We start from the raw sequence: 26,319 nt of genomic DNA, 5'->3' as shown, positions 1-26,319 counted from the left end.
GTCAGTTCTCCGGTTCGAAGGCGATGTACGGAATGGTGACGGGGATCTGCACCCGTTCACCCTCTTGGAGCGGGCCCGCCGCCCACGGCTCGCTGCTGATCGTGATCTTCACGCCAGAGGCGAATAGGGATTGGTTCTTGAAGTGATCGATCACTTGGTCGGCGACATCGAGAGCGCCGATGATCCCTTGCCCGACCGGCCAAACGACTGAGACCTGAAGTAGTCCGCGCTTCTGTTGCGGATCGTTGCCCATGGTGATCTGACGTGTCTGGTTGGGCAGGAAGGTCAATCGAAGGTATTTCGGCGGTAGCGGCTGCCCTGCCGCCGGAAACACGACGTTCGGCGCGGCAACCGGCAATACACCGGGCATTGCTAAGAGGCGGCCTGTCACGGCCTTGAAGATGATTGCGTCGGTGCCTGCCGCCATATATCCGTTACCTATGTCTGAGAAGCCGCCTCTCACTGACGATCAGGTCTATGAGCGCATCCATGCGGCGCTGCTCGCGTTGGGGCGCGAGACGGCGGCCACGGTTCGGGGCGAAACTAGTTTAAGAGCAGCACGGAAGGCGCTGACACTGTTGCAGCTTGGGCTTCTGTCGGCGATGGAGCAAAGCAGCGACAAGAACCGAGCCGTCAAAGCCCCAGACGAGCCTTCAGCTCCGAGGCCTTCCGATCCACAATGAGCGGCCAGTTCTGAGCTGCGAGCCTGACGAAGCCATCGGCGGGCTGTCCATTAGCGCCATATTCTCGGTAGCCAGCGTAAGATGCCGTGTAGCCGAAGTAGAGCGTATCGCCGATGTCCGCTCCAGCGATTACCGCTTCGATCTGAGCAAAGTCTGGCGCGTAGGTACTTCCTTCCGCAGGACTGGCAGCGGCGTTGATCGCGGGCATGGCGGTCGAGGACGCGAGCAGTGATGCCCGGAGAAATCCGGTGTCCACGCGCATACGGCCGCCCTGCCCGACCGGCGTCTGCATTTCTTCGACGACCTCCTGTGTCGCCTCCTTGAAGATAGCTTCGACGGCACCCTCGACCTTGTCGGCCCACTGCGCCACGGCAGCGCTAAATGAGAGCGTTGCCATCAAACGACCTCAGCGCGGTACCGGCGCACGACCGCGCCGATGTGATCCACCTTGTATTCGAGCCGGCATCGGCAGCCGGAAATCTCCGATATGGGCGCGCGCGGGTCGCCCGGGAAGCGGAGAAGCGCGCCAGATGGGCTCTGAAATACCTCATCCATGCCGACGGCCTTGCCGTTGAGGACACGATGGGTGTGCCGCACACGGCTGTCGCCGGCGGAACGCCATACCTTCGTGACGTCTTGCGCCCGGACCTTGCCGGCCTCGATCTGCTGCCGCATCGCCTCGTCGCGGGCGGAGCTGAGCGCAATCATGGTCTCGGTCCGCGCCAGCATTTCGCCGCGGAGAAGCAGGTTCTTATCGCGCAGCCGGCCGATGATCTTGGCCAGCGCCTCGCCGGTCACCGGCTTCCCTGCTCTGATGGCTGCCATAACGGTTCGGTCGAAACGCTTGTCGCGCGTCTTGAGCTCGAAATACCGGTTCATCAGGTCCGGGTCGCCGGAATCAAGATGCAGGCGCGCCCGCTCGATAAACTCGATCTGGTACCGGGTCAGACCGATCACGCCGCCCTCTCGGCGGCCGGTGACGCGGCTCTGCCGGCCGACGACGTCGAGGGCCGTGGATCTCGGGTTGGCGCCTCTGGCAAGCCCCTGCTCCAACGCCAGGCGGATGCCCTGTCGCTGGTCATCGGTGATGTGCGTGACCATCGTCGACGACAGGTCGCGCAGTATCGCCTCGGCAACAGGATTGCGGACGCCGAAGCGCCAGATCACGCGATTGCCTTGCGGGTCCATGACCTTCGGTAGCTCAGCGACTGCGTTGGTGCCACCAGCGTTGAAAGCGTCCTGCAGGGCAATTTCGAGCGCGGAGAACACCTCCGGCTCGATCTGCATGGCATCGACCGCGCCGTTGACGTCGCCGCGCTCCAGCCGCTCGACCACGACGCGGAGGACGATGCCCGACTTGATCTCCTCGATAGCCTGCCGGAATGCGGCGGCGAGCGCCGGCTCGTATTTGGCGAGGAGTTCATCAAACGTCATAGGTTATCCAATCTTCTTGCCAGGGAACCGAAGTACCCTGCAGGCGTTGCCGCTCCTCATTGAAGGAGAACCGAAGCCATGGGCGAAGTCACAGCAATTCCGCGTCTCGACCTCAACCGTTATCTGGGGCGCTGGTATGAGATCGTCCGCCTGCCGCTCAAATATGAAGAAGATGCCGCGACGGACATCACGGCAGACTATTCCCTTGATAACGACGGAAAGATTCGCGTCGACAACCGCTGTTTCGATAACAACAACCAGCCCAAGCAAGCGCTTGGCCAAGCAGAGCCAGTCGATGCGACGAACGCGAAGCTGAAAGTCAACTTTCTTCCGGCTGCACTTCGCTGGATACCCTTCACTGACGGCGATTATTGGGTGCTCAAAATCGATCCTGAGTACCGGGTCGCACTGGTCGGCACGCCTGATCGCAAGTTTCTTTGGGTGATCGCGCGCGAGAGTGCCATTTCGGAAAGTACCCTGGAAGACTACCTAGCTGAGGCTCGGCGGCAGGGATTTGACCTGAAGAACCTTATCAGGCCGCGCCACACCGGGCGGGAGGTGAGCGATGCTATGCTCGAGAAACAATGATGCTCATAGGGCAACCCTCTCCTTGGGCCGTGTCGGGGCGGTAGCGTGATATTCGAAGCGCTATCGCGAGGGATCGATCGCCTCCCGAAAGCCCGCCACAAGCTCTGGCTCGTATGCACTGAGCAACTGATCGAAATTCATGTAAGGATTCCGCTGCATGAACCGAAACGCCCTCTATCTCATCATCGCCGTGCTTGCCGTCATTACTGTCGGACTGGGCATCTACGTCTACCAGGAGGAGACGACACAAGGCGTCGAGATCAAGATTGGCGAGGACGGGATCTCGGTTCAGGAGAACTAAGCCGCAATCCTTCCTTGGACGATGAAGACGACCGGCGTGATGCCATCGTATTTGTTCGGGTCGCCGTTGATGATGGCGTAATCGGCGCCATTGGCGGTCACGACGTCGCCGACCGTGGGCTCGATCGAGAGGCCGACAGCGGAGATGTAAATCTGCATGTCACCGGTCTGGATGACCGTGCCGTCGATGTAGCGGGCCTCGTAGGCCATCGGGACGAGCGTGGCGGGATAAGACGTGACGACAGGCTCGCCGCCGTAAACAGGATCCGGAGGCGTGATCCGCTTCACAGTAGCGGATTGGCCGTACTTGGCGATGAGGCGCTGCGCGGTCGCCGGGAGGCGCGCATAGATCGGGTTTGCCATCCTCCGCCCTTCCTTTTCGAGAGCTAAGCCTTATTTACGCCTCATTGCCGCAAGGCTCTTTGTTCAAGGATCTGGGGGACATGTCCGCCACAATCAGCATCCTCCTGACCATCCTCTTCGCCGGGGTTGTGCTTTATCTCGTGCAGAAGCTTCCAATTGACCCTACGATGAAGCAGAGGGCTCAATTCGTTATTTTGATCGCCGGAATGGTCTCGTTGCTCGGTTCACTGGGCGTATTCTGATCAAGTGCGGGCGATGCCTGGAGCTACACCACCAAAGCACCCGGCCAGACCGGCACGAGAAACGGCCAGAGCAGCCCTTCGATCGTGGTCACGACAGGCGTTGCGAGCGCGACGAGGTCGTCGATATCCGTTGAAGTAGAGGTTGAATACTCGACCTCAAGCTGTCCGATCTTCTCGCGCTTCACCGTTTGCGATCCGGTCACGACTGGCGACAAGCTGCCGGGATTCGTCAGTTCGAGGAAAGCGGCCTCGTATGAGGCGTTGACAATGGCGACCGGCGTTTCACTCGAAGGGATCGCCTCGCCGTAATAGGTGGTGGCGCCGGTGCGTGGCCAAGCGCGCTCTTGGGCATACCCGCCAGTGCGCCGCCCGCTGAACCGAGGCTCATATCGATCGATCACCAGAGAACCGCGCTGACGTGCAGCGGTCTTCTGTTCTTCGGTCGTGCCCTCGGGGAAGACATAGCCGGCTTCGGTGGCGTACGCCGTGAAGCCGTCGTTCGTGCCGTATCCAGCCATGTCAATCTCCGATGGAATAGAACCCGGCGCTTAGGCGCCAGGCTTGGTTGCCAGATCTTCGAGGGCCGCGACGATCTCGTCTTTCTTGCCCGGCGTCTTATCGCCGAGAAGCTTGGATGCCGCAGACTTGAAGGACATGAACTGCACGTTCTGGTCCTTTGCCATTTCAAGCACTTCGAGTGCCGTCTTCGGACCGTCGCCGTCCTGGTTGCTTGCAGCTTTGGAGACGCCCTCGATCCTGAGGAAGCGAAGGCGCTTGGCCTTTTCGAGGTCGACGCCTTCGAGATCGACGTCGAGAGTCTCACCCGGTGGGATGTAGACCGCCCGCCCCTTGGAGCGGACGCCCTGCAACGCCTTGCTGTTGTTGGTGACCTTCATGACTGATCCTCCGGTTACGGTGCGGTGATTTCGTCGCCATAGGCAGCGGCACCAGGCAGACGCCATTCGGTACCGCCGGTACGGGCGATGATGCCGGTCTCGAAGCCCATGATGGACTTCTGGCGCGGCTGGAGGACACGGCGAGGCATCGGCAGGTGGAAGCGGAGAACTTCCGAATCCCGGCGATACACGACCATGCGGCCGCCGCCGTCCTGGGATGCCGTCGCGAGTTCGCGGAGCGGCTGGATGTCGAGCTGCTGGCCGGTTTCCGCCGTGTAGACGTTGTTGCGGCGGATGTATTCCAGGAGGGTCAGGAGACCATCGCCCTCGCCGAGGCGGCGGGTGGCGATGAGGCGGAAGGCTTCCGGCGGCAGCCGCAGCGTGTCGACCCACTCCACTTCCGACGTGTTCTCCCGAACGCTGGAGATCAGGTCGTTGATGTCCCGGAGGATCTGGTCGTTGGTCTTGTTCACCCAGAAGGTGGACGAGCCGCCGCCGCCTGCGCCATCAGCCGCAACGTCGACACGTGAGACCTGCGGGTCGTTGACGAAGCCGGTCCAGTTCTTCTCGGTCGTGCCGACCATGGCAACCGAGTTGAGCAGGCGCTCGACCTTGTCGGACGCCGACATGGCCTTAGTGCCGTTCAGGTCGATGCCGTAAAGGGCAGCCTGATTGACCTCCTCGAGGTTCCACTCCCAGCCGGAGCCGATCATCGCGAAGTCATGGCTGGCCATATCCTTCGTGGCCTGGTTGAAGGGCATGTCGGTACCGGCGCCGGAGAGGAATTTCGCCTCGCCTGCCGTATCGACGGTGAAGAAGGTCGTCCCGATCGCCCAGGCGTTCCCTTCCGTAACGACGGGCACGTGGGCGCCGTAGTTAAAGGTCGGATAACGCCGCTGGTAGATGCGGGTCTCGATGTTGCGCCCCTGCGCGATGACGAAGGGGAACGCGGCCTGCGCATCAGCGAAGGCCTGACGGATGATCTGGTTCATAGTTCAGGGTTCCTTTCGCGAAGCGTTACGCCTGATGGCGCAAGCCAAGGCTGATCTGGACGATGGCGCCATCGGTGCCCGATTCTTCGAAGAAGGCGTCGGGGATTGCGGGGTTGGCGCCCGTGTTGTCCGTGTTCGTGTAGCGGCCGGTTGCGGTCACATAGTAGACCGGGTCACCGGCAGCGACCGTTGCACCCGCAGTGACGTACATCGTGCCCATAGTCATGAAGGCGCCGGTGAAGTACTGCGGATAGGCGTCGGGATTGCTGGCGCTCGGCGGTACCGCCGGGTTGAGCACTGCGAGCCCGAGGAAGTCGCCGGTGGTGAGGATGGCAACGCCATGATTGCCGGCTCCCCGCTGAGCAGGAGCGCCGAACTTGATGCCGGCCGCCGTCTCGACTGTACGGCTGACCTTGTTGCACTTCTCTTCGGAAGCGATCTGGCCTGCAAGTCCCTTCGCGGGAGCCGCGCCATAAGTGGTCTGGTAGGTAGCCATTGAAGCGCCTCCTTAGTTGGTCGCTGCAGAGGTCTTGCCGGCCTTCATGTCGGCGACCATCTGGGAATAGGCGTCCACGACCACCTTGTCGGCGTCGTTGGCCTGGGAAAGGCCCTGCTGCACGACGGTGCGGAAGGGATCGGCGCCGTTCTTGCTGGCATCCTCGACGAGCATGTCGAAGCGGGCGTCGATATAGGCGTCCGACTTGTTGGCGACGGCCGCATCGCCAAGCTTGGCGACAACCACGGCCGTGCGGATGGCGGCATCGGAGAGGCCTTCGGTCTTCACGTCCTTGGCGATCGCGTGCGCCTTGGTGATGAGATCGGCACGCGCCTGGACGCGCTTGTCGAGATCCGCATCGGAAAGGATCTTGCCCTTCAGAGCATCGATCTCGGCATCCTTCTTCGCCAACTCGGCATCCTTGGCGGCCAGAGCCGTCTGATGTGCCTTCTCGGCATCGGCGAACTTGGTGTTGGCGTCGGCAAGGCGCTGCTGGAGCGTGCCGATCACCGTGGCACCCTGGTCGGTTACTTCAACCGGGATGCCATCGACGGTAACCGTCTTCAGGGTCATGATCTTGTCCTCTTTCGGTTTCTGATCACTGGTGAACGGGGTAGCGCCCCACGACCTCACACCGTCGCCGATGCGAGCTTCTGACCCGGCGCGGCCACGCTGCACGATGGCGACGTGGTTGATCCGGATATCTTTCTGAATGGCGTCGTACTTCTCGCCCGCTGGCGTGGTGCCCGGCTCCCAGGCGAGATCGCAGGTGTAGCCGGCGGAGAGGTCGCGCTTGCCGCCCTCGATCTCGCTGATGGTGGCACCGTCCATGACGACGAGGGGGACGCGGACGAATTCACCGTCGCGGGCAACCTCGTCGCCGATCTGTCCGACGGAAAGCGCTTTCCAATTATCGGCGGTCACGGCCTCGTCCGGATGGTCGTTCGTCACCGGCTTATGCGCGTAGCTACCGAGGCTGGCCTTGTCGAAGACCTGATCCTCCGGCCGATAGACCTTGACGGTTGCCATCTCCGGCTTGCCGACCTCATGGCCGGCATAGAGCTGGATGCCGGTGCGCGCGGTGCGGACATCAGCAACAAGGTAGCCGTCGGCGGTCCGTCGCGTGCCCGCGATCGGTGCATGGTCGATGAATTGCATTATCGACGAGTTCCTTTAAGTTGCGGCCGCACTTATCGCTGGGGGAATAGATGAGGCTGAAATGGATCGTGGCGGCAGCCATTGGTTTTGGTGCCGTATGGATCGCCTGGGTGTTCCAAGAGTTCGTTTTTCAGTGGTTTGACATCCCCTGGAAGAGCGAAAGGCTCGGCCAATTGGGTGATACCTTTGGCGCGCTTAACGCGCTCTTCTCAGCACTCGCCTTTGTTGCCGTGCTGTTCACCATCAAGCAGCAGGCGGATGATCTAAGACGGCAGCAGCGCCAGATATTTAAGGCAGAGCAAAATCAACATCGGCAGCGGTTCGAGGATAACTTCTTTCAGTTGTTGGCTGTCATCCGTGAGAACCGACAAGACGTCAGGTTTAGGAACTCAGACAAATACCTGACTGCCAATGTCAAGGCGGTTCCCCAAACGAAGAAAGGGCATTTCGCCTTCCGGGCAGCATATCGCGAAATGCGATACTGGGTTCGTCAGGAAGACAGAGCCGGTAGAGCGCTGAACTGCGAGGGGCTCGCTGCACTTTACGCGAAGAAAGTCCACGTCAGATACGAGAGTACACTGGGAGCCTACTTCCGCCTCGTTTACGAGACCCTCGATCGGGTCGACCGCGACCCGTTTTTGAGCGATGAGGAAAAAGACGAATTCGGCAATCTGGTCCGCGGGCAGATGACGAGCTTCGAAGCCGCGATCGCGGGATGCAACGCCCTGAACGATTTCGCGAAAGATTTCAAACGGCTCGTAATTCGGTTCCGATTGCTCAAATATGCAAGGACCGGTGACGTATACGACGAATTGACTAAGCATTACCCTCCTGAGACCTTTCAGGGACGAGATACAAATCGCCCGCCGGAACCCGATATTGACGACGATGTGGACGAAGATTGGGAAAGGGACGAGTAGAGGTTAACAGAATTACAGCTGGGTTTTCAGTTGTCAGCGCCTCATCGATCCTTGATTTCTCGAATATCTCTGCCCCAGGCGGCGGGAGGCTTGCGGTCTTTGCGTCGCTTGGATACATGGTCCCTAGCCTGTCAGGGGGAGCGTCATGTCAGCAAGCAACGAATGGACCGAATGGCACCTTACTCCTCGTGGATGGGAGGAAGGCGACAGCAAAACCGACTTTGCCAAAAACAGCAAACCTACACCAAAAGACCGCGTGCAGACTGTCGAGCATCGCGAATTCCTGTCGTCTAGCTTCTCCAGACTCGAAGTTACCAATGACATAATCTGGAGCAGCGACGACGAAAGTTTAATTGCTGAGCTTCGAGCAAAATTTGGCGATGCGCCAAATCACCTCTGACGTAGTCACGGCCATCCAATTGTCCGGTTCACCGCCTCGGCCGGGTGATCGGTGCCCATCGTTTTTGCGCGTAGCTGCCCGTCAGCTATGAAGGCGCGAAACCACAAGAAATCGCTGCATTTGTGCTCCCACCCCTGCGGTTCAGCACAATCGACGCTCAACGGAAGGGCGATTCTTTAATGACGATCTTTGATCAACTGCCGCACACGACAAGCAGGATTGAGACGGTGACGGCCAACGGTGGTTCCGTTGGCACGGGGTTCTTCTTCAACATAGAAATACCCGACAAGGGTACCATGACTATCATCGTGACTAACAAGCATGTTGTCGATGGAGCGCAGTCTGCCAGAATATATGTTTCGCGAGGTGGACCAGATGGGCCTGTTTTCGGGGTGTTCAATTCGTGGAACATTGACGATATCCAAAAAGTCGTGGTTCGACACCCAAATTCGAACGTTGATCTTGCGGCCTTTCCTGTCGGTGGCATCCTTCACGAAATGGCTAATGCTGGCACCCCTGCATACTTCAGAGCGTTTGATGTTTCCTCGATCCCTACTGATCAGCAGATCCAAGGGTTGACGGCGATCGAGGACATACTGATGATTGGTTACCCGACCGGGCTTTGGGACCAGTCGAATAACCTTCCGATCATAAGACGGGGTGTTACTGCAACGCCTTATGCGCGGGACTACAATGGGCGCCCAGAGTTCATGATTGATTGCGCCTGCTTCCCCGGATCATCTGGATCTCCCGTGTTGATAGCCAACCAGGGCAACTACCCTATGAAAGGAGGCGGCATAACCTTCGGAAGCCGCCTTTACTTGCTGGGCTTACTTTGGGGCGGGCCACAGTACACGACCCAAGGTACGATAGTCGCGCAACCAGTTCCCACCTCAATGGTGCCAATAGCTCTATCGCAAATACCAACGAACTTAGGATACTGCGTCAAGTCGAAAGCGATTAGAGAGATCATCCCTATTCTATTGAGCCGATTTGGATAGTTTTCGATTTCGAATCGCTGCTGCAGCTGCAAGCTCGGCTTCCGTCGGCTCTTGCTCTGCCAGCGTACCATATTCGTCGATCGCAGCCTCCAAGCCAGGCAGCGAACCGTCCTCGACGAAGGTGTTGACCAGCGCGTCGGACACAGCCTCGCGCGGGATGATCTCCTGTCCCGTGCCTGTTCCGACCAACTGCCGAGCAGCATCAGCCTTCATTTTGAAGACTTCCGCCTTTTCCTTCTCCGACATGCCCCAGAGCGGCGCCCACTCGTAGTAGATGTCCGGATCGCGAGAGCCAAGTGCGCTGCGGATAATGCACTCGTCGAGGCGGGCCATCGCTGGCGTCATTTCGACGGTCTGCATAGCCTGCAGGCGGTCGTAATAGTTGCGCAGGTCGCTTTCGCCTGTCGCGTTCATGCCGGCCGGGGACTGGCCGAGCAGACGGGTAGCCGGAATGTCCGCCGCGCCGGAAACGATCTGCAGGAACGACATGAGGACGTCGGGCAGCGTGGCGAAGCTCGCCGTCTTCTGCTCGTACTCCTCTTCCTTATCGAGGAGGAGGTCGCCGTTGATGCCCTTCGCCGTGGCAGCGAGCGTATAGCGCTCGAGGATCTTGGCCCGGTACTCTGCGTTGCCGAGGTTCTGCATGAAATCCGGAATGCGGATCACGTTGACCTTGGCCTCGAAAACGAGGCTGGCGATGTTCGCCGCGGTACCGTCGGCCTGCTTGATCGCATCGACTACCGACAGAAGCACGCTGTCGCCCCAGCCGGCATAGGTGGTCGTTATGATGTCCTCGTCCGGCTGCTGGCTGCCGTTAAAGATGACCAAGCGCGACGGATGGATTTCGACTTGCGCGCCATCGGCCGAATTCAACTGATAGACCTTCGGCTTGCCATACCATTCCGAGGCCGGATCACGATCGATCTCGCCGGCCGTGAGATGGCGCCGCGTCATGACCGTAAGGTATTTCAGGCCGCCCTTCCCGATGCGCTCGACGTCGAGCGGAGCGGCCAGGTCCTGTTCGCCGGTACCGATGACCATCGCGGCGCCACCCCAGAGCCGCGCCTTGATGCGGGTCTCCAGCAGCTTTCCCATCACGTTCAGGCGCTTCTCTTCCGCCTCGATCGCCTCGATCTGCGGCTTCTTCGCCTGCCAGTCGCGCCAGGCACGGATGCTGTCGAATGCCGGGATGTCGACGATCTTCCGGGGGAGCCACGCGCCCCGATAGGCGTTGAGCAGCTCCTCGTCGGTAAGCATCGGCATCGAATAGACGTTGGCCGCTGCCTTGTCCCGGCTGGTACCCAAGCTGGCGACCATGTTTGTCAGGCTGTCGCGGACGAACGCGATGATGTTAGCCATGTCCGCTCCTAAACGTTCGTCAGCGTGAAGGACGAACCTCCAAGCATCAACTCGGTGAGAGCCCAGACCAGGGCGTCGGCCCGGTCAGGTGAACCCTCTCCGAGGTATCCAGATGGCGTGAAATTGCACATCTGGTCTTCAAGGTCGGGGAAGTCTCCGACGTGATGAACCTTGCCCTGCTCATAAAGAGCGCTGATTGGCTCTGCTCGCACCGCTTTGCCTCGGCTGGCGACGACTTCCTTGAAGGGCGCGGTCTTGTCAGCCGTCGAGACGGTGAAGCGCACCATGTCGCCGCCGAAGTTCCGTTCCCCGATGATCCGGTGCGCCTGATGACGATGGTAGAGGTCGACCGCTCGCCTGCCCCACCCTTCTGGTGACAACTGGCAAGTGCCATCCTCAAGAATGTAGCCATGCCCATCGATGCCGAGGCCGGCGACGACGATACCGATATCGTCACCCGCGCCATCGCCTCTCGTACCGGAGGGGTCGACGGAAACGACGATGCGTCGCATTTCAGGAGCGCTGGCGACACGCAGGCTGTCTATGCCCGGCATCAGCTTCCCGTCGGGCGCCTTGCGATCCTCAAGAGCCCAGAGCGCGCCGCTAACTTCGCTCGCCCATTCTCCGGCCTCAAACCGCAACCTCTTCGCTGCGGACATCGAGGCCAGAACCTCGAAATACTCGGGCGGCAGGTTCTCCGAGTTGTCGGCAGGGTTCACCTGCATCTCGGCATAGTCTTCCGGCTTGGCCAGCTTCTCCTTCGTGCCTGGCTTCATCTTCGCCCGGAACATCTGGAAGCTCCAATGGAGCTTAGAAGGCGGGTTGCAGTCGAAGTAGGCCTTGAGGGCGAGGTACCTTCTACCCGTCGCTGCCGCTATCGCTGGGGCCAGCTCGCACTTCTGCGCCAAACGGGACATTGCCGTTTCCACGGATGCCCAAGGGTGCCGATTCCGATGAAGCCGCCCCTTTGTTCCGAGATGATTGCGCCCCCGGTTTCCGGGATGATCTCGCCCCCTGTTTAGTGGGGTCTGCAGGCGATGATTGTTGTCAGTTCATTCAGGCGAGGTGTCAAGCTTTGCGCGGTAGATTTCGGCGCAGACTATCGCCGCTCAATTCGATGCGGTGGGCATTGTGGACCAACCTGTCGAGTATGGCATCGGCGTAGGTTGGGTCGCCAATGACGCCGTGCCATGCGGACACGGGAAGTTGGCTGGTAATGATCGTTGATTTGCGTCCATAGCGATCTTCGAGGATTTCCAGCAGGTCGTGGCGGGCCTGTTCGTTGAGCGGCTCGAGCCCCCAATCATCCAGTATCAGGAGCTGAACATGGCCCAAGGTTCGTTGCAGGCGGGCGTAGCGGCCATCACCACGCGCGAGCGCAAGCTGGGCAAACAGCCTTGGGACACGCTGATAGAGAACTGAGCGATCGTCTCGGCAAGCCTTGTGGCCGAGAGCGCAAGCCAACCAACTCTTTCCGACACCCGAGGGTCCGCAAATGGCCAGATTGTCATGGGCGTTGATCCAGTCGCCACCGAGCAGCTTCATGAAGAGAGCACGGTCGAGGCCGCGGTCGGCGCGATAGTCGACATCTTCTGGGGTGGCCTGGTGGCGAAGCTTGGCAAACCTGAGGCGTGCCGCAAGCTTCCGATCGTAACGGGAGCTCCACTCCCGTTCGAGCAGCAGTCCGAGCCATTCGGCGTGCGAGAGATGTTCGGCTTCGCCGTTGGCAACAAGTTCGCCAAAGGCCTTTGCCATGCCGGCCAGGCCCATGGCATTCAATTTATCCAGTGTTGGATGGGCAAGCATCTTTCGTTCTCCTTAGTGGTAATAGCGAGGTCCGCGGATGTTGGCGTGATGGATCGGTTCATGCGGCGCCGCTCCATTTGAGGCAGCCGTCCGGTCAAGGTGATTGTCGAGGATGGATCGCACCGAGCCATAGGTTCGTGCGCCAATCTCCAACGCACGGCCGCAAGCGGCATTGACCCTGTCGCGGCCGAAGCTCTTGTTGAGGCGGATGATGCCGAGGCAAGCTCGAAAGCCCTGCTCGGGATGAGGCCTGTCGGCAAGAATGCGCTCGCACAACAGCGCAACATCCGGCCCCATCGCAGAGGCTTCGCGTTGAATCCGTTCAATCGTCCAGTCGGCAAAGCGGCGATGCGCAGAGGGCATATGATCGGGGATCGTCGTGTGCTTGCCGTTGCCGCTGGAGCGCCGGTGAGCGGCAATTCGCTCGCCCTTGTGGAAGATCTCGATCGTATTGGCGGTGATACGAGCCTCGACCTGCTCGCGGGCAAAGCGATAGGGAACGGAATAATAGTGCCGCTCGATCTCGACGTGATAATCCAGCCCGGCGCGCCGGATACGCCATTCGGCAAAGACATAACGTTCGACAGGCAGCGGTCGCAAAGCCGGACGATCAAGCTCCTCGAACAATTGGCGGCGCGTGGCGCCGACACGGCGCAGAACGCGCTTATCATTGAGATCATGGAGCAATTGGCCAATCGCCGCATTGACCTCGGCCAAACTATAGAAGATGCGATGGCGCAGCCGGCCCAATAGCCAGCGTTCGACGATACGAACCGCAGCTTCCACTTTCGCCTTGTCCCGCGGGCGTCGCGGCCGCGTCGGCAAGACGGCGCTGCCATAATGGGCCGCCATCCCGCAATACGTCCGGTTGACCTGGGGATCGAAGTGGCAGGCCTTGATGATCGCTACCTTGGCATTGTCGGGAACCAGCAAGGCTGGCGCACCGCCAAAGTACTCCAGCGCCAGGATATGGCATTCAATCCAGTCGGGAAGCGTCTCGCTCCAACGTGCCTGCGCATATGAAAGGCTGGATGCTCCCAGAACCGCCACGAACAGGTGCGCCTGCCGTGTCTTGCCGGACAGCCGATCAACGACAACCGTGACCGTGTCGCCGGCGTAGTCGACGAACAGCTTGTCGCCGGCCGCGTGATCCTGCCGCATCGTCACAGGCAACTTCATCGCCCAGCCGCGGTAGAGGTCACAGAAGCGACTGTAGCGATAGCCCTCCGGATAACGGCTGATGTATTCGTCCCAAAGGATCTGCAGCGTCATATGCTTGCGCTTCAGCTCGCGGTGGACCTGCGCCCAGTCCGGCTCAGGGCTCCGACGATGACCCGTCTTCGTCCCGCCTGCCTTGTAAAGCGCCGCTTCCAGGACTGCATCGCTGACGTCGTCACCCAACGGCCACGATAGCTCCGCAATGGCCGCACGCCGAAGCGTCTCGCGCACCGTCGATGGCGCAGCTCCAACCCGAACCGCGATCGACTTGTGGCCAAGTCCTTGTTCGAAGCGATATCTCAATATCTCGCGGACACGCCGCATCTCCAGTCTCTCCGCAGGCATCCCGTTCCTTCCTCGTCACGTCGAAGGAAGAAACTTCACACCAGCAGAACACCCACGCCAGATGCTTTCCGATGGGGGCGGCATCATCTCGGAATCAGGGGGCGACTATTTCTCGGAATTGGGGGGCGAGATCATTTCGGAATCAGGGGGCGGATTGCCTCGGAATTTGCACCCAAGGGATTTGGCTGCTCTCGTTGAAATAGAGAGTGGCGTATTCCTGACCGAGGATCTTCTCGACGCGCTCTTTATCGTCCAGGCCCGCTATCCAGATCTGCGATCCGTTCGGCAGCTCGACATAGAAGTCGGTCTTGTCAAATCGCACCCGAACCGACGGGAAGCAGAGAGACAGGACCTTTGGCAGGGTATCGGACCAGACCGACGTCTTCGCGTGGTTGAACCGGAACCTGAATATGACGTGCCGCGAACCCGGAGCGTTTATCGCTCGCTGGATCAGCGCCCGACAAAGAACAAACGTTTTTCCAGACCGAGATCCGCCGCGGAGCATGATGTTGCGCGCCGGGCCGGCGAGAAGGCGATTAGCCTCTCGCTGTTTCTCCGTTAATCGAGCTACCTGCATGGGTCACAGTTCGGCGTCCTCTGGCAAGACATTGAGGCTCATGCTCCCGGAGTGCTCGACACGCTCGATGAACATACCGAGGTGCTTGGCAAGCTTCTCCAAGGCGCTGTTCTTGTCCCAGACCTTAATCTTGTGGACGTGCTCGACCTCACCGTCGCCGATGTTGCGAGTCACCACTTCGACCGAAGCGACAGCGGCGGCTGTGTCGTCATCCCACTCCTCGGGCCGAAGCAGCCTGCCGTTCGCATCGAACACGCGGCGAAGATCGGAGAAGCCGATACGGGAGAGCTCTTTCAGAACACGCTCGACGGTTGCTTCCGCCTTGAGGGCGCCCTTGCCTTGGATTTCGGCTACGCGCTCTTGAATGCTTTCATTTGCATTCAAACGTGCTGCGTTTCCCCGGTTAGGCTTAAACCCCGCAAGCTGATATGCCTCGTCGGCCGTCTTACCTTTGGCGAGTTCCTGCGCGAACTTCTCGTGCCGTGCGTTCTTTAGGACGGGCATCGGTTAACCTTGGGGATCAAACATGGAAGACAAAGACAAACGATCAGATCTGCACCGAGCTAAACTCGGGATGGCTATGGTATCTGCTTGCTTGGTGCAGACGCTGAATGAAACCGACCCGACGTTTCAGCAGCGATTCCTAAAGCGCATGGAAGCCGCCTATCGCGAACTGAAAGACAACACCGGCGGAGATGTTAAGGAGCAGTTGGAGGCTCTTTCGTGGACGATGGAGTTACTGACGGGATGGGACCCCATCGGTGGGCGTCAGGAACCCTTCCTTGCCGACTATGAGCCATGACTTTGATGGTGTCGCAATTTTTCAGGACCGACCGGGCTCGCGCTTGAAGATCAGCACCCACTGGTACGTGCTGCGCTCTATTACCTGGTGGAGCGCATACCCTTCTGCAGCCTTCTCGTTGATGAGGGCTTGCATGCCGGGGAAGCCTGTGGGGCCGGAGTCGTAGGGGACGACGAGGTAAGCGGGCATGTGCTCATCTCCTCAAGGTGCGAAACGTTGAACTTACCTCAATCGACCGCCGTTAATTGCGGTCAACTTTGGGAGGAAGCCTATGCCGGACAACAAGAAGGCCGTTGGCCGTGACCGTCATCGGGTAGCCGCTGGACAGCCTTACGAGCTCAGCTACTTTCGAAAGAAGCACAGCCTTTCAATTGAGCAGGCCCGTGACATCATCAGGAAAGCCGGGAACGATCGCGATAAAGCGAATGCGCTTGCCGTGAAAGTGAAGAAGTCCTGAGGCCTGCCTGAGCAGTCAGGGCCGTTTGAGGGAGCGCATCGGTGGAAAACTCCAGCGCGGACGTCGCTAGCCGTGTAAGAGCAATAATCATCGAGCAGTTGGGCATCAACCCTGCCCGGGTTGTGGGCGACGCGTCCATCGTAGATGACCTCGGCGCCGACTATCTCGAAGTCGCTCAAATCGTCATGATGATTGAGGACGAGTTCAATATCGAAATTTCAGATGACTTGGCCGAAGCCGTTATCACGGTCGGAGATGCAATTTACGTGGTTATGTCGAAAACCGAGAGCTAGCCGCAGCAGAGGTAAAATGGGCCAGTAGATTTTGGCCGCATTTCTCCTATGCGCCGAGTGTGATGGCCTTTACGGAACCCGAACCAGTCGCAAACTGTTCACGAGCTCGTATCGCTCGCCACCCTGCTTTTCTTCGGTGAGCGAGTCGCCAGCCCATGATGGCGTCATCAAATGCATGTGGTCGGGCGTATTTCGCAGCGCTTCGAGCTTAGCCATCAAGAAATCCAGCCCTTCGCGGTCAAAGCAAAGGGCAACCTCGGGGTGCTCGGCATTTTCGAGTTCGACAGTAAGGATCATTGATCATCCAGCCGGGAAATTGGCAAAATGCAGCCTAGGCGGGGAGCGGTGAGTTCTCCCCTAAGGCCCGGCGAGTGTTCCCTCTAATCGAGGTCCGCGATCAGGACAGCCTGCAAATCACCCTTAGTTACCCGAACGTTAATCGACATCGCCGATTAACGCAACACGTTCTCTCGGTCGCCCCGAAATTTTACCTGACAGGTTAAACGATTTTACGATTTTGCCTTGAATATTTTCCGCGTCGGCCTATATTCATCATTGTACGCGCCCCTGAACCGCCTTTGCGCGCACAAAAGGAGAAGAAAAATGTTGACCGAGCTGGGAAAGGAACTTCGCAAGATTCGAATTGACCGTGACGAGAAGCTGATTGAGATGGCTCAAAAACTCGACAAATCGGCTGCTTTCATTTCGTCGATTGAAACCGGCAAGAAGTCGCCACCATCGGGCTTTGAAGAGATCGTAGTTCGCATTTATGGTCTGGCGGCTGAAGCTGCCAACAAGATCAGAATCGCTGCCGATCGCTCAAGAAAAGCATTCGTACTAGAGCCCCACAATGCTCTTGGGAGAGACACTGCGGGCCTTATGGCGAGAAGAATGAATGACTTAACTGCATCCGATCTGGAGGAGATACGGAACATACTGAGTAGAGGAACAAAGCCTAATGAGTAGTCAAGACTTTGTGGTGCCGCCGCGTTCGTGGGACAACATTCACTCCGTTGCAGAGAGGTTGCGATCGATCATTGGACTGGAGCGATCCCCGTATGTCCCCGTCATTGATATACTGGAAAAGGTACTGGATTATCAGCTCAACATAGTTCGTTTCGAGGTTGGAACGTTCGTCGAGATGGATGGTGCAGAGGGTCTCACGGATCCAAGTGGACACTTTATTCAGATCCGTGAAGACGTGTACGAGGCGGCTGTTAATGGCGACGGCCGCGCCCGTTTCACGGTGGCACATGAGATGGGGCATCTGTTCTTGCACACCGGCGTGCCCCTCGCCCGGACGACCAGGGACGCCGTGGCTCCGTTTAAGAGAAGCGAACCGCAGGCCAATCAGTTTGCTGCTGAATTCTTGATGCCTCGACACTTGCAGATCCGCGGCAGCAGCCACTACGACATAGCCCGCAATCACGGCGTCTCGGATGAAGCAGCGCGCAACCGGTTCAATTTTTTGAGGGGAAAAAACCTAATATAAAAGGGAGATTGGTTGCAGCCAGATCTCCCTTCTACAGAATTTCCGTCTCGGGCTTGCAAAGGGGCTTGCCGAACGGAAGCCTCAGACTCAAGCAGCGATACGGGATGTCGCAGTTCCAAATAGTATCGCACGAAGCTTGTGTCAAGGTTAACAGCGCCCCTTAGGGAGCAGGCAATGGCGAAGAACGTTCTTCCCCCGCCTCCCCCGGGCTACAAGTACATCTTCCGCCCGTGGCGGAAGTGCGCAAGGACCGGCAAGGTCCTCTGGGCACGTACTTTCGGCTTGAAAGCTTGGCCGATCTTGGTTCTGGCCTAAGTCACTAGGTGAAGGGGCGCAAATTGCGCCCCTTCATGCAACCTTGTCGATGAGTTCTATCGGCAGATCGACATGAATCAGGCCTCCGAGGCATTCTACTGCAGCCTTCACCGTGTTTCTGCCGGTTACGTCGAGGACGGTTGCCAGCATACCGCCAACCAGGCGATGCGTTGCCGCGATCGTGACGACCTTGCCCTCGGGGAACTCCTCTTGAAGCTCGCGCCTGGTGCGCTTACGGCGGGCGTTCCTGTCGCGCTCAAGAATGGCTTCAGCGGAGGCCTCGGCATCGAGCAGTTCCTCGATGAGCTTGTCTTCGATCCGCAGCGGGCATCCCGCAACGCCTAGGATTGCCGTGACGCCATCGACACGCGACAGGCGGAAGAACTCTCGGGTCGGCAGATTGACGAAGCAGTAGCCGACCAGCATGGCGAAGCGCCGCTCTTGCAGCTCCTTCGTTCGGTGGTGTTTGATGTCGCGTCGGAACGATGGCATGAACACATTGAAGCCCGCATCGCGAAGGCTGCGCTCAATGATGAACTCGCCCTTCCGTGCCTCGATTTCCCCTACACGCGGGGATGCCTTGCGCTGCGTGCCCGGCCTGGCCTTGATCGCATACCATTCGTTTCTCAGCATGATCATTTCCCTCGTCTGCTATGCTCTGGCTTTGTGGTTTCGGCAGTAGAGGCCCGTTGTTTCCGCCGCACAGAACAGGTACGGGCCGCCGGTGTTTAGGGGCCAGCAGCATTCGCCGGCCGAGAGATGGTGGAGGAGCTTTGCGGATTGGAGCCGCTCAGCATCATAGGTGGTCGCCGGGATCTCCGGTTCCCGCCTCAGTTCCGGCGCCCGCTTGCGAGGTCGCACCGTCTTCGCTGGGCCGGGTGCGCGGGTCTTCTTCCCAGCATCGCCGCGCCACGGGAACAGACTGCGGTTGCGGAAAGCCAACCCGACAATGACGTTCCGGCTGACGCCAAAGCGCTTGGCTATCTGGGAGGCGGGCAGATCATCCCTCCAGAGCTTCGCAGCGGCTTCGATGTCGACGGTTCGGTGCTGGATGGTCATGCCGCGCGCTCCTCTTCGACAGGCACGGCCGCTTCGATTTCGGATTTCACCTTGCCGCGATATGCCATCTGCTCGGCGGTGACCTGGCTGGCATCGGGAAGCGCCAGCATGCGGGCGAGCTCGTCGGCGCGCTCCGGAGATACCGGTGGGGGCTGGACGTTCAGCTTCGTCTGGATCCGACTGCGGTTGACGCGGACGGCGATCGGAGACCAAACCTCGTCGATTGCCCACAGGTGGACTGTGCCCGCCGGCAATTCCCGAGACTTGGCGAGCTGCGCGAATTCCAGATGGTCGACTCCTTCGGCAACCCTGACAAAGCCCTTCTCCGCCAGCGCGATGGCGCGCTCACGCTGGGTGACGCGCAGGTCCATGAGCCCATGTGAGCTGGGCAGCGTTCGGCTGACGGAGTCCTCGATCGCCCTAAGCGTTTCCTGCTTGCGAATCCGGTCCTCGCGGATGAGACGGCATTCGGCATTCGCCATCGCCGCGAGCTCGGCCGGCAGGGGGATGAAAGCCTTGTTGATGTTCTCGTATTCGCCGCGCTTCAGTTTCACATAGGCACGGCGCAGCCCATGGACCGGCACGTTGCGAAGCGAGAGGCGGTATTCTTCGACCGGGTTTGCAGCAGTGATCGTTTCGGAGATGCGCATGCCGCCGCTCATGAGGCCTTCGATGCACTGGCCGATTTCGTCGGCGCCGGCCGGAGCAAGCTGCTCAGTGAGAGCGGAAATCTCCTGCTGCAAGGTCGACAGTTTGGCCGGCAAATTGTTCATCTGGTTCACCGTAGAGTTCTCGTTTCAGCCTTGCGTGGATGTCGTGATGGCGTTGCATGGATGGGCTTTGCGGCCGGGGCGGCGATTGCGATTGCTGCAGCGGTCGGTCGTCGTATTTGCCTTCGAGGATCGAAACGAAACTCTTGGGCTGGCAGAGGAAATCGAGATCGGCACGCCATCCCCGGTCGTTCTCGCCGCGGCAGAACCGGCTGCGGCCGATGCGCTGGATGGCGTCGAGGACTGCAGGGAGGCCATGTTCCTCGATCCGCAGCAGCAGCGAGCGACGCCGGGATGCCGTGACGGCCCTCGGCACGGAAAGCCCGGACTGACGCGCCATTTCCGAAAACGCCGTGACGACCTGGTCGACCCCCGTGGGGGAAGAGCCCCCTTTAGGGGGCGAAGGGGGTATGGATGATTGGGGTTTAGGAGAAGGGGGTGTGGGGGAAGAACCTTCGGGGGAAGAAGGTTCGTCACCAGCGTCTGAAACGTCTTGATCGTCTGCATTAAGACGCTTTTCAGACGATTTAAGACGTTCGTAATAGCGTCTGTTTCTGGCCTGTTTATTTGAGAGCACCGGCTCTTGCGGCGCAGCCTCAGCTTCGAACGCTTCAGCAGCGACGAGAGCCTGCTCAATCGTGAGACCGGCAGCAAGCATGCGGCGGATGGCGGCTGAAACGGTCATCTCACCACCACGATTTTTCTGTTTCGTCGTAGCCGGCGAAACGAACTGGCTTACGGGGAGCGTTCAAAGCCGCCATCTGGCATATCGTTGGGCCCAGACGATCGCGGTCCATCTTCATGTTGATGACGGTGTCGGCCTCGTGCTCTTTGATATCCAAAGCCTCAGCGATCGCCATCGTGTCGGGCCCGAACTTGGCGTAGGCATCCAGGAAGGTCATGCCACACCTCCCAGCTCGTGGAACAAACACAGCTCAGCATCGGTTGCGCGATCAAAGAGGAGGTCTGAATGCCTATCAAGCCGATCCCCAAGCCCGATGACCCTGAATTCCCACCAGACATGCCGACGGATGTGCCGCCAGATCTGCCGGAGCCACCGATCGAAGAGCCAGAGCCCGACGTAGGCCCGGACGCACCAGACATGCCGACGGATGTGCCGCCAGATCTGCCGGAGCCACCGATCGAAGAGCCAGAGCCCGACGTAGGCCCGGACGCACCCGACATCAGTCCGGTGCCCGGCAAGGAGGTTCCGTCGAAGATGAGCGGTTGAACCCATCATGCCGCACCTCCCTGCTCTCGGCGCGCGGCAACATCGATCGACTTCTGATAGTCTTCGCGGATGTCACGCAACATCTTGAGCTTGGCACGCTGGACGGAGTTGCCGCCATCACCGATTCGGGAGCGCAAACCGGTTATTTCGCTGTCGAGAAAAGCGATCTTTTCTGGGATCATCGCCGGCATCCGTTTACCCGCTCTTCTTGGCCGGAAGGACGTGTTCCGCCGCTTCGAACAACCGGCATGCCTTTGCGGTGTGCGGGATGAGACGGTTGGCTTTGTTCAGGATAGGACGGTTGCAGCGGGCTTTTTTCAGCTCGCAGGGCGTTTTTGCATGACGCTTGCCGAAGTAGCCCGGGTCTGCGGGGATCTTCTCGGTACCCCCTGACACTTTCCTCGATTTCCATACGTGCCAAAAGATGCACTCGCGACAAGTTTTGCCTTCCGGACCCGTGCCGGCGATGTGCGCTTGGCCTAAGTAGGTTTCAGCAATCGGCCGGTGCACGTCTTTTGCGGTCAGATGTTCACTGAAAAGAAGATGCTCTGCCATCGCCTTGCCTCCGATTGATGTAGGTGTGGTGGTCATGCGGCTTCCCTCTGAACAGCGAGGTGGCTGCAGTTCGCCGAGACCAGCGCACAGGCGACCGGGGGCGAGACAGAGTTGCCGACACAGGAGACCTGGACCGACTTCGAGAACTCGCGCCAGACTGGGCCGGCGCCGTCTGCTTGATAGTTCCAAGCACCATCAATGACGTAGTCGGACGGGAACCCCTGCGCATTGAAGAGTTCGCGCGGGGTTAGCATCCGCATTCCGATGTCGACGATTACGAAGGTCTCGCCCGAGATCTCGACTGTGACGAACTCGCGATCGTCCCAGAAGCCGTGCGCGCGCATGAAGCTAGCGACCTGGCGCGCGCGATCGGCCTGCGCATCGGTAAAGGGCGGGACGCTGATAGTCGCCTCGACGTGGCCGTGCCGATCTTTGGTCGTTACCGTCCGCATCGGCTCGGTCTCGTGCTGGCCGTCGCCCGTGCCGTAGTATGCCTGCAGGTAGGGCATGACGAGCTGCGACTTGCCACCACCGTCCGCCATAACCGTCGCTGCAGGATCGTCAACGGCATGACCCGTCGAGGTGCCAAACTGGCGAGCGACAAATGCAGATACGAGGCTCTGTTGGCTTCCCGATTGGGTGATGGTCGCCAACGGTTCATCCGCCGCACGGCCCGGACGAGCGGTCTCGCTACCATCGGGGCGCGGATCCCCATTGTGTTGGGCCATGAAAGCAACTATTGGGCTCTGCGTGCTGCCCCTGCCGACGATTGTCGACAGTGGTTCGCACGCATCATGGCCAGGCTCAAGATAGTTGTTTTGCGCAAGGAAGGCGACCGCAACGCAGCCATCCGCCTTGGCCGTGATCGTTCCGACAGGCTCGTCGCCAGCACGCGGACGGCTTTGCCCTGCCCGGCCGCCACAACCCACCAGCGTCGGCACGATGACGGAATTCTGATCCTTGCTGCTGGCAGTAATGGTGTGGTGCGGATCCGCCACCGAGCGGACGGAGCCGCCTTGCTGAGCAGCGGTCAGAACCGGCGCAATGATGCCCAAAGGCGCTGCGCCACCCGGCCGCTTGATAAAGCTGTTCGCCGTCACCGTTGACAGCGGATCGCGCATATCCTGTCCGGTCGCGCCGGTGTTGAAGCGGATCACCGAGGGGGCAACGACGGCATGGCTGATACCTCCTGCGGTGACGACGCCGTGCGGTTCGTCAATGGGATACTCCCTGCGACCCCCGCTATCGCCGTGCGCGACACTGACCAAGAACGGACGCTCCGCATCAAGCACATAGCGCTTCATGCCGCGGGCCACGCGGGCCATCGTTGCATCCGCGAGCGGTCGCACCGCGCGTAGCTGGTGCTTCGCCCAGATCTCTGCCGAAGTGTCGAAGATCGAGGGGCAAGGCAGAGACCAGTCAATGCATTCAGCTGCGGTGCGCCACGGCAGCTTCCTGCCGGACATCACATCCGGGTCCTCAGGTTTACCGTGAGTGGGCTCAGGCCAGGCAATCGGCTTGCCGTCGAACCGAATGATCACGAACAGCCGCTTGCGGATCGTAGGAGCGCCATAGTCGCAGGCACGCAGCTCGCGAAACTCGATCTTGCCGCCGAGCCGCCGCAGCTTCTTGCACCATTTCTCGAAGTTCTCGCCGCGTCGCTCAGGGTGAGGCATCAGCCCGCGATCGGTCGCGACCAGCGGACCGTAATCTTTGAACTCCTCGACGTTCTCCATGATGACGACATCGACGCGGCCGCCACTCTTCTGGATGCGCTCGATCCAGCCAGGAATGATCCAGCAAAGATCGCGGATGTTGCGCTCCACGGGCTTGCCGCCTTTGGCCTTGGAGAAATGCTTGCAGTCCGGGGAGAACCAGGCGAGGCCGATGTGCTTGCCCTTGAGGTGGTCGAGAGGATCGACGCGATAGACGTTCTCAGAGAGGTGGTGCGTCTCTGGATGATTGGCCGCGTGGAGCGCCAGCGCATCAGGGTTGTGGTTGATGGCGATGTCCGGCGAGCGGCCGAGCGCCATCTCAATGCCGGTCGAGGCTCCACCGCCGCCGGCGAAGCTATCGACGATAAGGGGCGCGCCGACATAGGCGGAGGCCATCAAAGCGCCGGTGCTAGTCTCGCTGAAAAGGTCAGTCCTGAACATTGCGATCCCCCTCTTCTTCCCTCAGCTCAGGCGCGATTGCGAATGCCAAGCGCCGAGCGAACCGCAGCAAGCCATTTCTCGACTTCCGCCATTTCGTAGGCTCGGAGTGCAATTCTCGGATCGGCATAGTAGAAATCCTTCGCCCTGGTCCTGCTCCACCCGAGATCGCTCGCCAGCGCATCCACGATTTCGGACTTGTTTTTCGTTGGCCACTTGTGGGCTGCGGCCTCCCTCACCATCAGCGAAACCTGCTGCGTTGAGGTCTTCTCGACAGACCGCCTGATCTGCTTCGGTCGGTCCGGATCTGGCAGACGTGGGGTGAGAAGTGTTTCGAACACCGCGCGCATTTCCTCGCTCTCCACGAACCACTCGCCAGAGAAGCGCGAGGCCGCGAAAATGGAGTGCAGGTGCTCTTCGACTTCCTTGCCTCCTGGCATGTGTCCGACGAACTCAACGGGGACTGGGACTGTGGCAATGATCGATTGCACCCTCGCTCTCAGGTTGTCGCTGAACCCGATCTTCACGAGGTTGTCTGATCTGAGAACGTAAATGCTCATTGGTCCTCGTCCTTCAGTTCCGGAGCAATGAACTCGACCCAATCAGCGCGCTCTTTTGCGATGCGTTGCCAACGGCGAGCGAGCATCAACCGCATCGACAGAGGCAAGTTTCGCATCCAGCGCAGCCAGACGGGCACGGAGTTCGGATTGTTCACGCTTGCTCTCCTCGATTACTGCCAGTCGCAGTGCGTCCAATTCTTCGCCATCGATGCGGCGGGCCTTGCCTTCCTTGATCGAGCGGATACGCCGGAAGGTCAGTTCTTTCGTCACATGCTTGGAAATGAACTTGTGGGCTTGCCTATAAAGTTCCTTGACGCTCCCGTAGCGGATCTCGGGATACGCCTCCAAAAATAGTTGCTGGGCGCGTAATGTGTCGTTCATTACCTTGTCCTTACTCGACAACTTCTTGTCACGCTTCGACAACACCTTGTCTGCCTCCTGTGCGAATGTCTCTTTGCTTAGGAGACACTGTCATGCACAGGAACTTCACTTCTGAAGGAGAGGACGGCGCCGTTGGCGCGGCTGCCGGTCCCTCCCAGGTCTTTCCGTTTCGAAGGGGCTCCGCCGCAGCTGCCCCTACTGCCGGCGACGTGACCTCGTCGTCGCCGGCCCCTATTCCCCTGGGTGACGCTGTTCGAGCCGTGGTTATGAATTTGGCGAACAAGCGGATCAGGGTGCATGTGTTGCGGCTGGTCCCGAGGGAGGAGGACCAGGACCAGCCGCGTTAAGCGCCTCGGGAGGAGTTCAGCGCTTAATCTTTTCCTTGAAGCCGTTGCGGCGGAATTCGTGTTCAGCGAAGCCGCGAACAACGAGGGTGAGAGCGGCCATCCACAAGACGGCGGCGATGCAGGCGATAAGAACGGACGTGTTCATGCTGCCTCCTTTTTGACCGGCGTCGTGTGCTGCTCGCAGCTCTCGCAAAACCGCTCGATCATTTCGCTTATGGAAAGGACGCGCTCGCACCGATCACAGACGTGGTGCGAAATCGCTTTGAACTGGCGGCGCTGGACTTGGCGTGCTGCCGCTACGGAGGACGATGACCTTGCCTCGATCATGCGACTTCCTCCGCCTGCTCGCGCTCCTGCATCGCCGCCTTGCAGCGTGCGCAGTGCTCTTCCGTGTAGGAAGCGCAGCCAGCCCGATCGAGGCAGTGCGGGCGACGAATAGACGTCGGCTTGGCCGCGAAAAGGGGTGCCCGTTGTTTCTCGTCCGGGCCAGACGCTACGTTTGCGACGGATGCGCGCTCTGCGCTGCTCTTTACATATCCTCCTCCTGCGTTGGCGCCGGCGCTGCTCAACTCAGCGTCAGGGCTTGGGGATGCGGTTCCGCCCTGCGAGGCAGTGGCGATCCCGGAATTGGAAACAGCGCTTTCTTCGGCCCCCCGCGCTGCCAGCGAGGTTTCAACGGCAGGAGCCGTGCCGGCCGAAGCTTCAATGTCGTCGAGGATCTCGCCGGTCTCGGCGTCAAAGCGCTCTTCGCGCTCGATCATGATGTCTACTGCGGTGAGCAGTGCCGCCCTGCCCGCTTGCGTCTGCATGGCGGTCGCGACCGTGGCGACGAGCTTGGGGCTGGTTTCCGCCTCGGGCTCCTCAAAAATGTCGAGCTGGATCATGCCGAGAGCGTGCAGATAGGTGTCGAGGATTGCCTCTTGCTCGGCGCGCTCGTCCGCGTCCTGCTTGCGGATCGAAATGACCTTGCGCAGGATCTTGCTATCGAAGCCCATCGACTTCGCCTCGCCATAGACATCCTTGATGTCGTCGGCGATCGACTTCTTTTCCTCTTCGAGACGCTCAATGCGCTCGATGAAAGCGCGGAGTTGGTCGCGGGCAATGCCGTGTGCGTCGGACATGGTGG

At 59.8% G+C, this 26,319-nt stretch carries 40 protein-coding genes and 2 pseudogenes; 13 read left to right on the top strand and 29 right to left on the bottom strand.

From position 1 onward, the window contains the following. Nucleotide 1 precedes the first annotated feature (1 nt). The 3 genes from JOH52_RS14050 to JOH52_RS14040 all read right to left on the bottom strand — a co-directional run bounded on the left by JOH52_RS14050 (nt 2) and on the right by JOH52_RS14040 (nt 2,117). Entirely contained in the window at nt 2-427 is a 426-nt protein-coding gene (locus tag JOH52_RS14050; RefSeq protein ID WP_017265442.1) for a phage tail terminator-like protein, read from the bottom strand. Nucleotides 428-633: 206 nt separating this feature from the next. Then, nucleotides 634-1,080, bottom strand: a complete 447-nt coding sequence (locus JOH52_RS14045) for a hypothetical protein (protein WP_017265443.1) — start codon at nt 1,078-1,080, stop codon at nt 634-636. Next, complete coding sequence (locus tag JOH52_RS14040; RefSeq protein WP_017274451.1) at nt 1,080-2,117, bottom strand: phage minor head protein; 1,038 nt, start codon at nt 2,115-2,117, stop codon at nt 1,080-1,082. Before JOH52_RS14040 ends, JOH52_RS14045 begins: the two co-directional genes overlap by 1 nt. A 78-nt stretch (nt 2,118-2,195) precedes the next feature. On the opposite strand from JOH52_RS14040, the gene JOH52_RS14035 reads away from it, so the two are divergent. Together JOH52_RS14035 and JOH52_RS14030 are read left to right on the top strand one after the other, a co-directional pair. Then, nucleotides 2,196-2,705 carry a lipocalin family protein gene (locus JOH52_RS14035; protein WP_017265444.1) on the top strand — a complete coding sequence of 170 codons (510 nt, stop codon included), beginning with the start codon at nt 2,196-2,198 and terminating at the stop codon, nt 2,703-2,705. Nucleotides 2,706-2,862: 157 nt separating this feature from the next. Beyond that, complete coding sequence (locus tag JOH52_RS14030) at nt 2,863-3,006, top strand: hypothetical protein (RefSeq protein ID WP_015007746.1); 144 nt, start codon at nt 2,863-2,865, stop codon at nt 3,004-3,006. Here JOH52_RS14030 and JOH52_RS14025 read toward each other — a convergent pair. Further along, entirely contained in the window at nt 3,003-3,368 is a 366-nt protein-coding gene (locus tag JOH52_RS14025; protein ID WP_017265446.1) for a hypothetical protein, read from the bottom strand. The genes JOH52_RS14030 and JOH52_RS14025 overlap by 4 nt on opposite strands. Nucleotides 3,369-3,448: 80 nt before the next feature. Here JOH52_RS14025 and JOH52_RS14020 point away from each other — a divergent pair, with 80 nt between their 5' ends. Beyond that, on the top strand, nt 3,449-3,610 hold the full coding sequence (locus JOH52_RS14020; protein WP_015007748.1) for a Thivi_2564 family membrane protein: 162 nt from the start codon (nt 3,449-3,451) through the stop codon (nt 3,608-3,610). A 23-nt stretch (nt 3,611-3,633) separates the two neighbouring features. On the opposite strand, the gene JOH52_RS14015 is transcribed toward JOH52_RS14020, so the two are convergent. Genes JOH52_RS14015 through JOH52_RS13995 form a run of 5 tightly spaced genes read right to left on the bottom strand, consistent with a single transcriptional unit; the run spans nt 3,634 to nt 7,152 of the window. Beyond that, complete coding sequence (locus JOH52_RS14015) at nt 3,634-4,128, bottom strand: DnaT-like ssDNA-binding protein (RefSeq protein WP_017265448.1); 495 nt, start codon at nt 4,126-4,128, stop codon at nt 3,634-3,636. A gap of 30 nt (nt 4,129-4,158) precedes the next feature. Next, nucleotides 4,159-4,506, bottom strand: a complete 348-nt coding sequence (locus tag JOH52_RS14010) for a hypothetical protein (protein ID WP_017265449.1) — start codon at nt 4,504-4,506, stop codon at nt 4,159-4,161. Between the two features lie 14 nt (nt 4,507-4,520). Then, entirely contained in the window at nt 4,521-5,498 is a 978-nt protein-coding gene (locus JOH52_RS14005) for a DUF2184 domain-containing protein (protein WP_102761261.1), read from the bottom strand. 25 nt (nt 5,499-5,523) lie between these two features. Continuing rightward, entirely contained in the window at nt 5,524-5,994 is a 471-nt protein-coding gene (locus JOH52_RS14000; RefSeq protein WP_017265451.1) for a structural cement protein Gp24, read from the bottom strand. A gap of 12 nt (nt 5,995-6,006) precedes the next feature. Continuing rightward, entirely contained in the window at nt 6,007-7,152 is a 1,146-nt protein-coding gene (locus JOH52_RS13995) for a DUF2213 domain-containing protein (RefSeq protein WP_017265452.1), read from the bottom strand. 50 nt (nt 7,153-7,202) lie between these two features. Here JOH52_RS13995 and JOH52_RS13990 point away from each other — a divergent pair, with 50 nt between their 5' ends. From JOH52_RS13990 to JOH52_RS13980, 3 genes are all read left to right on the top strand, one after another. After that, complete coding sequence (locus tag JOH52_RS13990; protein ID WP_017265453.1) at nt 7,203-8,072, top strand: putative phage abortive infection protein; 870 nt, start codon at nt 7,203-7,205, stop codon at nt 8,070-8,072. A 145-nt stretch (nt 8,073-8,217) separates the two neighbouring features. Next, nucleotides 8,218-8,472: a hypothetical protein gene (locus JOH52_RS13985; RefSeq protein ID WP_127650848.1), complete on the top strand. Its 255-nt coding sequence runs from the start codon at nt 8,218-8,220 to the stop codon at nt 8,470-8,472. A gap of 179 nt (nt 8,473-8,651) precedes the next feature. Further along, nucleotides 8,652-9,473: a S1 family peptidase gene (locus JOH52_RS13980; RefSeq protein ID WP_017265454.1), complete on the top strand. Its 822-nt coding sequence runs from the start codon at nt 8,652-8,654 to the stop codon at nt 9,471-9,473. Here JOH52_RS13980 and JOH52_RS13975 read toward each other — a convergent pair. The 6 genes and pseudogenes from JOH52_RS13975 to JOH52_RS13950 form a co-directional block, all read right to left on the bottom strand. After that, nucleotides 9,453-10,832, bottom strand: a complete 1,380-nt coding sequence (locus JOH52_RS13975; RefSeq protein ID WP_127657879.1) for a DUF1073 domain-containing protein — start codon at nt 10,830-10,832, stop codon at nt 9,453-9,455. The genes JOH52_RS13980 and JOH52_RS13975 overlap by 21 nt on opposite strands. Nucleotides 10,833-10,840: 8 nt before the next feature. Next, nucleotides 10,841-11,773 (bottom strand): annotated as a pseudogene (locus JOH52_RS13970) (phage terminase large subunit family protein); the annotation flags it as partial. A 127-nt stretch (nt 11,774-11,900) separates the two neighbouring features. Then, the gene (istB, locus tag JOH52_RS13965; RefSeq protein WP_012477343.1) at nt 11,901-12,638 is read right to left on the bottom strand and encodes an IS21-like element helper ATPase IstB; all 738 of its coding nucleotides are present in this window, start codon (nt 12,636-12,638) and stop codon (nt 11,901-11,903) included. Nucleotides 12,639-12,650: 12 nt separating this feature from the next. Beyond that, nucleotides 12,651-14,180 carry an IS21 family transposase gene (gene istA / locus JOH52_RS13960; protein ID WP_012477342.1) on the bottom strand — a complete coding sequence of 510 codons (1,530 nt, stop codon included), beginning with the start codon at nt 14,178-14,180 and terminating at the stop codon, nt 12,651-12,653. A 184-nt stretch (nt 14,181-14,364) separates the two neighbouring features. After that, nucleotides 14,365-14,778 (bottom strand): annotated as a pseudogene (locus JOH52_RS13955) (phage terminase large subunit); the annotation flags it as partial. 3 nt (nt 14,779-14,781) lie between these two features. Then, complete coding sequence (locus JOH52_RS13950; RefSeq protein ID WP_014529537.1) at nt 14,782-15,282, bottom strand: terminase small subunit; 501 nt, start codon at nt 15,280-15,282, stop codon at nt 14,782-14,784. A gap of 22 nt (nt 15,283-15,304) precedes the next feature. On the opposite strand from JOH52_RS13950, the gene JOH52_RS13945 reads away from it, so the two are divergent. Then, nucleotides 15,305-15,580: a hypothetical protein gene (locus tag JOH52_RS13945; RefSeq protein WP_017265615.1), complete on the top strand. Its 276-nt coding sequence runs from the start codon at nt 15,305-15,307 to the stop codon at nt 15,578-15,580. A 21-nt stretch (nt 15,581-15,601) separates the two neighbouring features. On the opposite strand, the gene JOH52_RS13940 is transcribed toward JOH52_RS13945, so the two are convergent. After that, entirely contained in the window at nt 15,602-15,769 is a 168-nt protein-coding gene (locus JOH52_RS13940) for a hypothetical protein (RefSeq protein ID WP_017265616.1), read from the bottom strand. Between the two features lie 82 nt (nt 15,770-15,851). Between JOH52_RS13940 and JOH52_RS13935 the strand changes: the two genes are divergently transcribed. Further along, the gene (locus JOH52_RS13935; RefSeq protein ID WP_017265617.1) at nt 15,852-16,037 is read left to right on the top strand and encodes a DUF3606 domain-containing protein; all 186 of its coding nucleotides are present in this window, start codon (nt 15,852-15,854) and stop codon (nt 16,035-16,037) included. 41 nt (nt 16,038-16,078) lie between these two features. Then, complete coding sequence (acpP, locus tag JOH52_RS13930; protein WP_017265618.1) at nt 16,079-16,330, top strand: acyl carrier protein; 252 nt, start codon at nt 16,079-16,081, stop codon at nt 16,328-16,330. 69 nt (nt 16,331-16,399) lie between these two features. Here the strand turns inward: acpP and JOH52_RS13925 are convergent, their stop codons facing one another. Continuing rightward, the gene (locus tag JOH52_RS13925) at nt 16,400-16,627 is read right to left on the bottom strand and encodes an Imm32 family immunity protein (RefSeq protein WP_017265619.1); all 228 of its coding nucleotides are present in this window, start codon (nt 16,625-16,627) and stop codon (nt 16,400-16,402) included. 306 nt (nt 16,628-16,933) lie between these two features. Here JOH52_RS13925 and JOH52_RS13920 point away from each other — a divergent pair, with 306 nt between their 5' ends. Together JOH52_RS13920 and JOH52_RS13915 are read left to right on the top strand one after the other, a co-directional pair. Continuing rightward, nucleotides 16,934-17,296 (top strand): helix-turn-helix domain-containing protein, encoded by a 363-nt coding sequence (locus JOH52_RS13920; RefSeq protein WP_017265620.1) that lies wholly within the window; start codon nt 16,934-16,936, stop codon nt 17,294-17,296. Further along, nucleotides 17,289-17,822 (top strand): ImmA/IrrE family metallo-endopeptidase, encoded by a 534-nt coding sequence (locus tag JOH52_RS13915; protein ID WP_017265621.1) that lies wholly within the window; start codon nt 17,289-17,291, stop codon nt 17,820-17,822. The genes JOH52_RS13920 and JOH52_RS13915 overlap by 8 nt, the downstream gene beginning before the upstream one ends. A 348-nt stretch (nt 17,823-18,170) precedes the next feature. Here JOH52_RS13915 and JOH52_RS13910 read toward each other — a convergent pair whose 3' ends face one another. Genes JOH52_RS13910 through JOH52_RS13890 form a run of 5 tightly spaced genes read right to left on the bottom strand, consistent with a single transcriptional unit; the run spans nt 18,171 to nt 20,868 of the window. Further along, entirely contained in the window at nt 18,171-18,770 is a 600-nt protein-coding gene (locus tag JOH52_RS13910; protein WP_234842759.1) for a transcription termination/antitermination NusG family protein, read from the bottom strand. An 18-nt stretch (nt 18,771-18,788) separates the two neighbouring features. Further along, nucleotides 18,789-19,196 carry a GcrA family cell cycle regulator gene (locus JOH52_RS13905; RefSeq protein ID WP_017265623.1) on the bottom strand — a complete coding sequence of 136 codons (408 nt, stop codon included), beginning with the start codon at nt 19,194-19,196 and terminating at the stop codon, nt 18,789-18,791. Next, nucleotides 19,193-19,969: a hypothetical protein gene (locus JOH52_RS13900; RefSeq protein ID WP_127650842.1), complete on the bottom strand. Its 777-nt coding sequence runs from the start codon at nt 19,967-19,969 to the stop codon at nt 19,193-19,195. The genes JOH52_RS13905 and JOH52_RS13900 overlap by 4 nt, the downstream gene beginning before the upstream one ends. Then, nucleotides 19,911-20,651, bottom strand: coding sequence for a DNA replication protein (locus JOH52_RS35050; RefSeq protein WP_234896711.1), 741 nt, complete (start codon nt 20,649-20,651; stop codon nt 19,911-19,913). The genes JOH52_RS13900 and JOH52_RS35050 overlap by 59 nt, the downstream gene beginning before the upstream one ends. Before the next feature lies 1 nt (nt 20,652). Continuing rightward, on the bottom strand, nt 20,653-20,868 hold the full coding sequence (locus JOH52_RS13890; RefSeq protein ID WP_017267113.1) for a hypothetical protein: 216 nt from the start codon (nt 20,866-20,868) through the stop codon (nt 20,653-20,655). Nucleotides 20,869-20,936: 68 nt separating this feature from the next. Here JOH52_RS13890 and JOH52_RS13885 point away from each other — a divergent pair, with 68 nt between their 5' ends. Beyond that, nucleotides 20,937-21,197, top strand: a complete 261-nt coding sequence (locus JOH52_RS13885) for a hypothetical protein (protein ID WP_127657812.1) — start codon at nt 20,937-20,939, stop codon at nt 21,195-21,197. A gap of 5 nt (nt 21,198-21,202) precedes the next feature. On the opposite strand, the gene JOH52_RS13880 is transcribed toward JOH52_RS13885, so the two are convergent. From JOH52_RS13880 to JOH52_RS13860, 5 genes are read right to left on the bottom strand one after another with little or no spacing between them, the layout of a single operon-like run. Next, on the bottom strand, nt 21,203-21,388 hold the full coding sequence (locus tag JOH52_RS13880) for a hypothetical protein (protein WP_017267228.1): 186 nt from the start codon (nt 21,386-21,388) through the stop codon (nt 21,203-21,205). A gap of 4 nt (nt 21,389-21,392) precedes the next feature. Next, nucleotides 21,393-21,752 (bottom strand): hypothetical protein, encoded by a 360-nt coding sequence (locus JOH52_RS13875; protein WP_017267227.1) that lies wholly within the window; start codon nt 21,750-21,752, stop codon nt 21,393-21,395. A 32-nt stretch (nt 21,753-21,784) separates the two neighbouring features. Then, complete coding sequence (locus JOH52_RS13870) at nt 21,785-23,908, bottom strand: DNA cytosine methyltransferase (RefSeq protein ID WP_127650405.1); 2,124 nt, start codon at nt 23,906-23,908, stop codon at nt 21,785-21,787. Nucleotides 23,909-23,934: 26 nt separating this feature from the next. Then, complete coding sequence (locus JOH52_RS13865) at nt 23,935-24,465, bottom strand: GIY-YIG nuclease family protein (protein WP_017267225.1); 531 nt, start codon at nt 24,463-24,465, stop codon at nt 23,935-23,937. Between the two features lie 42 nt (nt 24,466-24,507). Then, the gene (locus JOH52_RS13860; protein ID WP_026030846.1) at nt 24,508-24,888 is read right to left on the bottom strand and encodes a hypothetical protein; all 381 of its coding nucleotides are present in this window, start codon (nt 24,886-24,888) and stop codon (nt 24,508-24,510) included. Between the two features lie 50 nt (nt 24,889-24,938). On the opposite strand from JOH52_RS13860, the gene JOH52_RS35045 reads away from it, so the two are divergent. Continuing rightward, nucleotides 24,939-25,193 carry a hypothetical protein gene (locus JOH52_RS35045; RefSeq protein ID WP_017272911.1) on the top strand — a complete coding sequence of 85 codons (255 nt, stop codon included), beginning with the start codon at nt 24,939-24,941 and terminating at the stop codon, nt 25,191-25,193. 16 nt (nt 25,194-25,209) lie between these two features. Here JOH52_RS35045 and JOH52_RS35915 read toward each other — a convergent pair whose 3' ends face one another. Both JOH52_RS35915 and JOH52_RS13855 read right to left on the bottom strand, forming a co-directional pair. Continuing rightward, the gene (locus JOH52_RS35915) at nt 25,210-25,338 is read right to left on the bottom strand and encodes a hypothetical protein (protein ID WP_017267222.1); all 129 of its coding nucleotides are present in this window, start codon (nt 25,336-25,338) and stop codon (nt 25,210-25,212) included. 178 nt (nt 25,339-25,516) lie between these two features. Then, on the bottom strand, nt 25,517-26,314 hold the full coding sequence (locus tag JOH52_RS13855) for a DUF2312 domain-containing protein (protein WP_017267220.1): 798 nt from the start codon (nt 26,312-26,314) through the stop codon (nt 25,517-25,519). Nucleotides 26,315-26,319: the final 5 nt, after the last annotated feature.

It is taken from the genome of Sinorhizobium meliloti (genome assembly GCF_017876815.1).
Classification (GTDB): Bacteria; Pseudomonadota; Alphaproteobacteria; order Rhizobiales; family Rhizobiaceae; genus Sinorhizobium; species Sinorhizobium meliloti.
The sequence above is the reverse complement of the archived record's forward strand: the minus strand, read 5'-3'. Positions and strand labels throughout refer to the sequence as shown.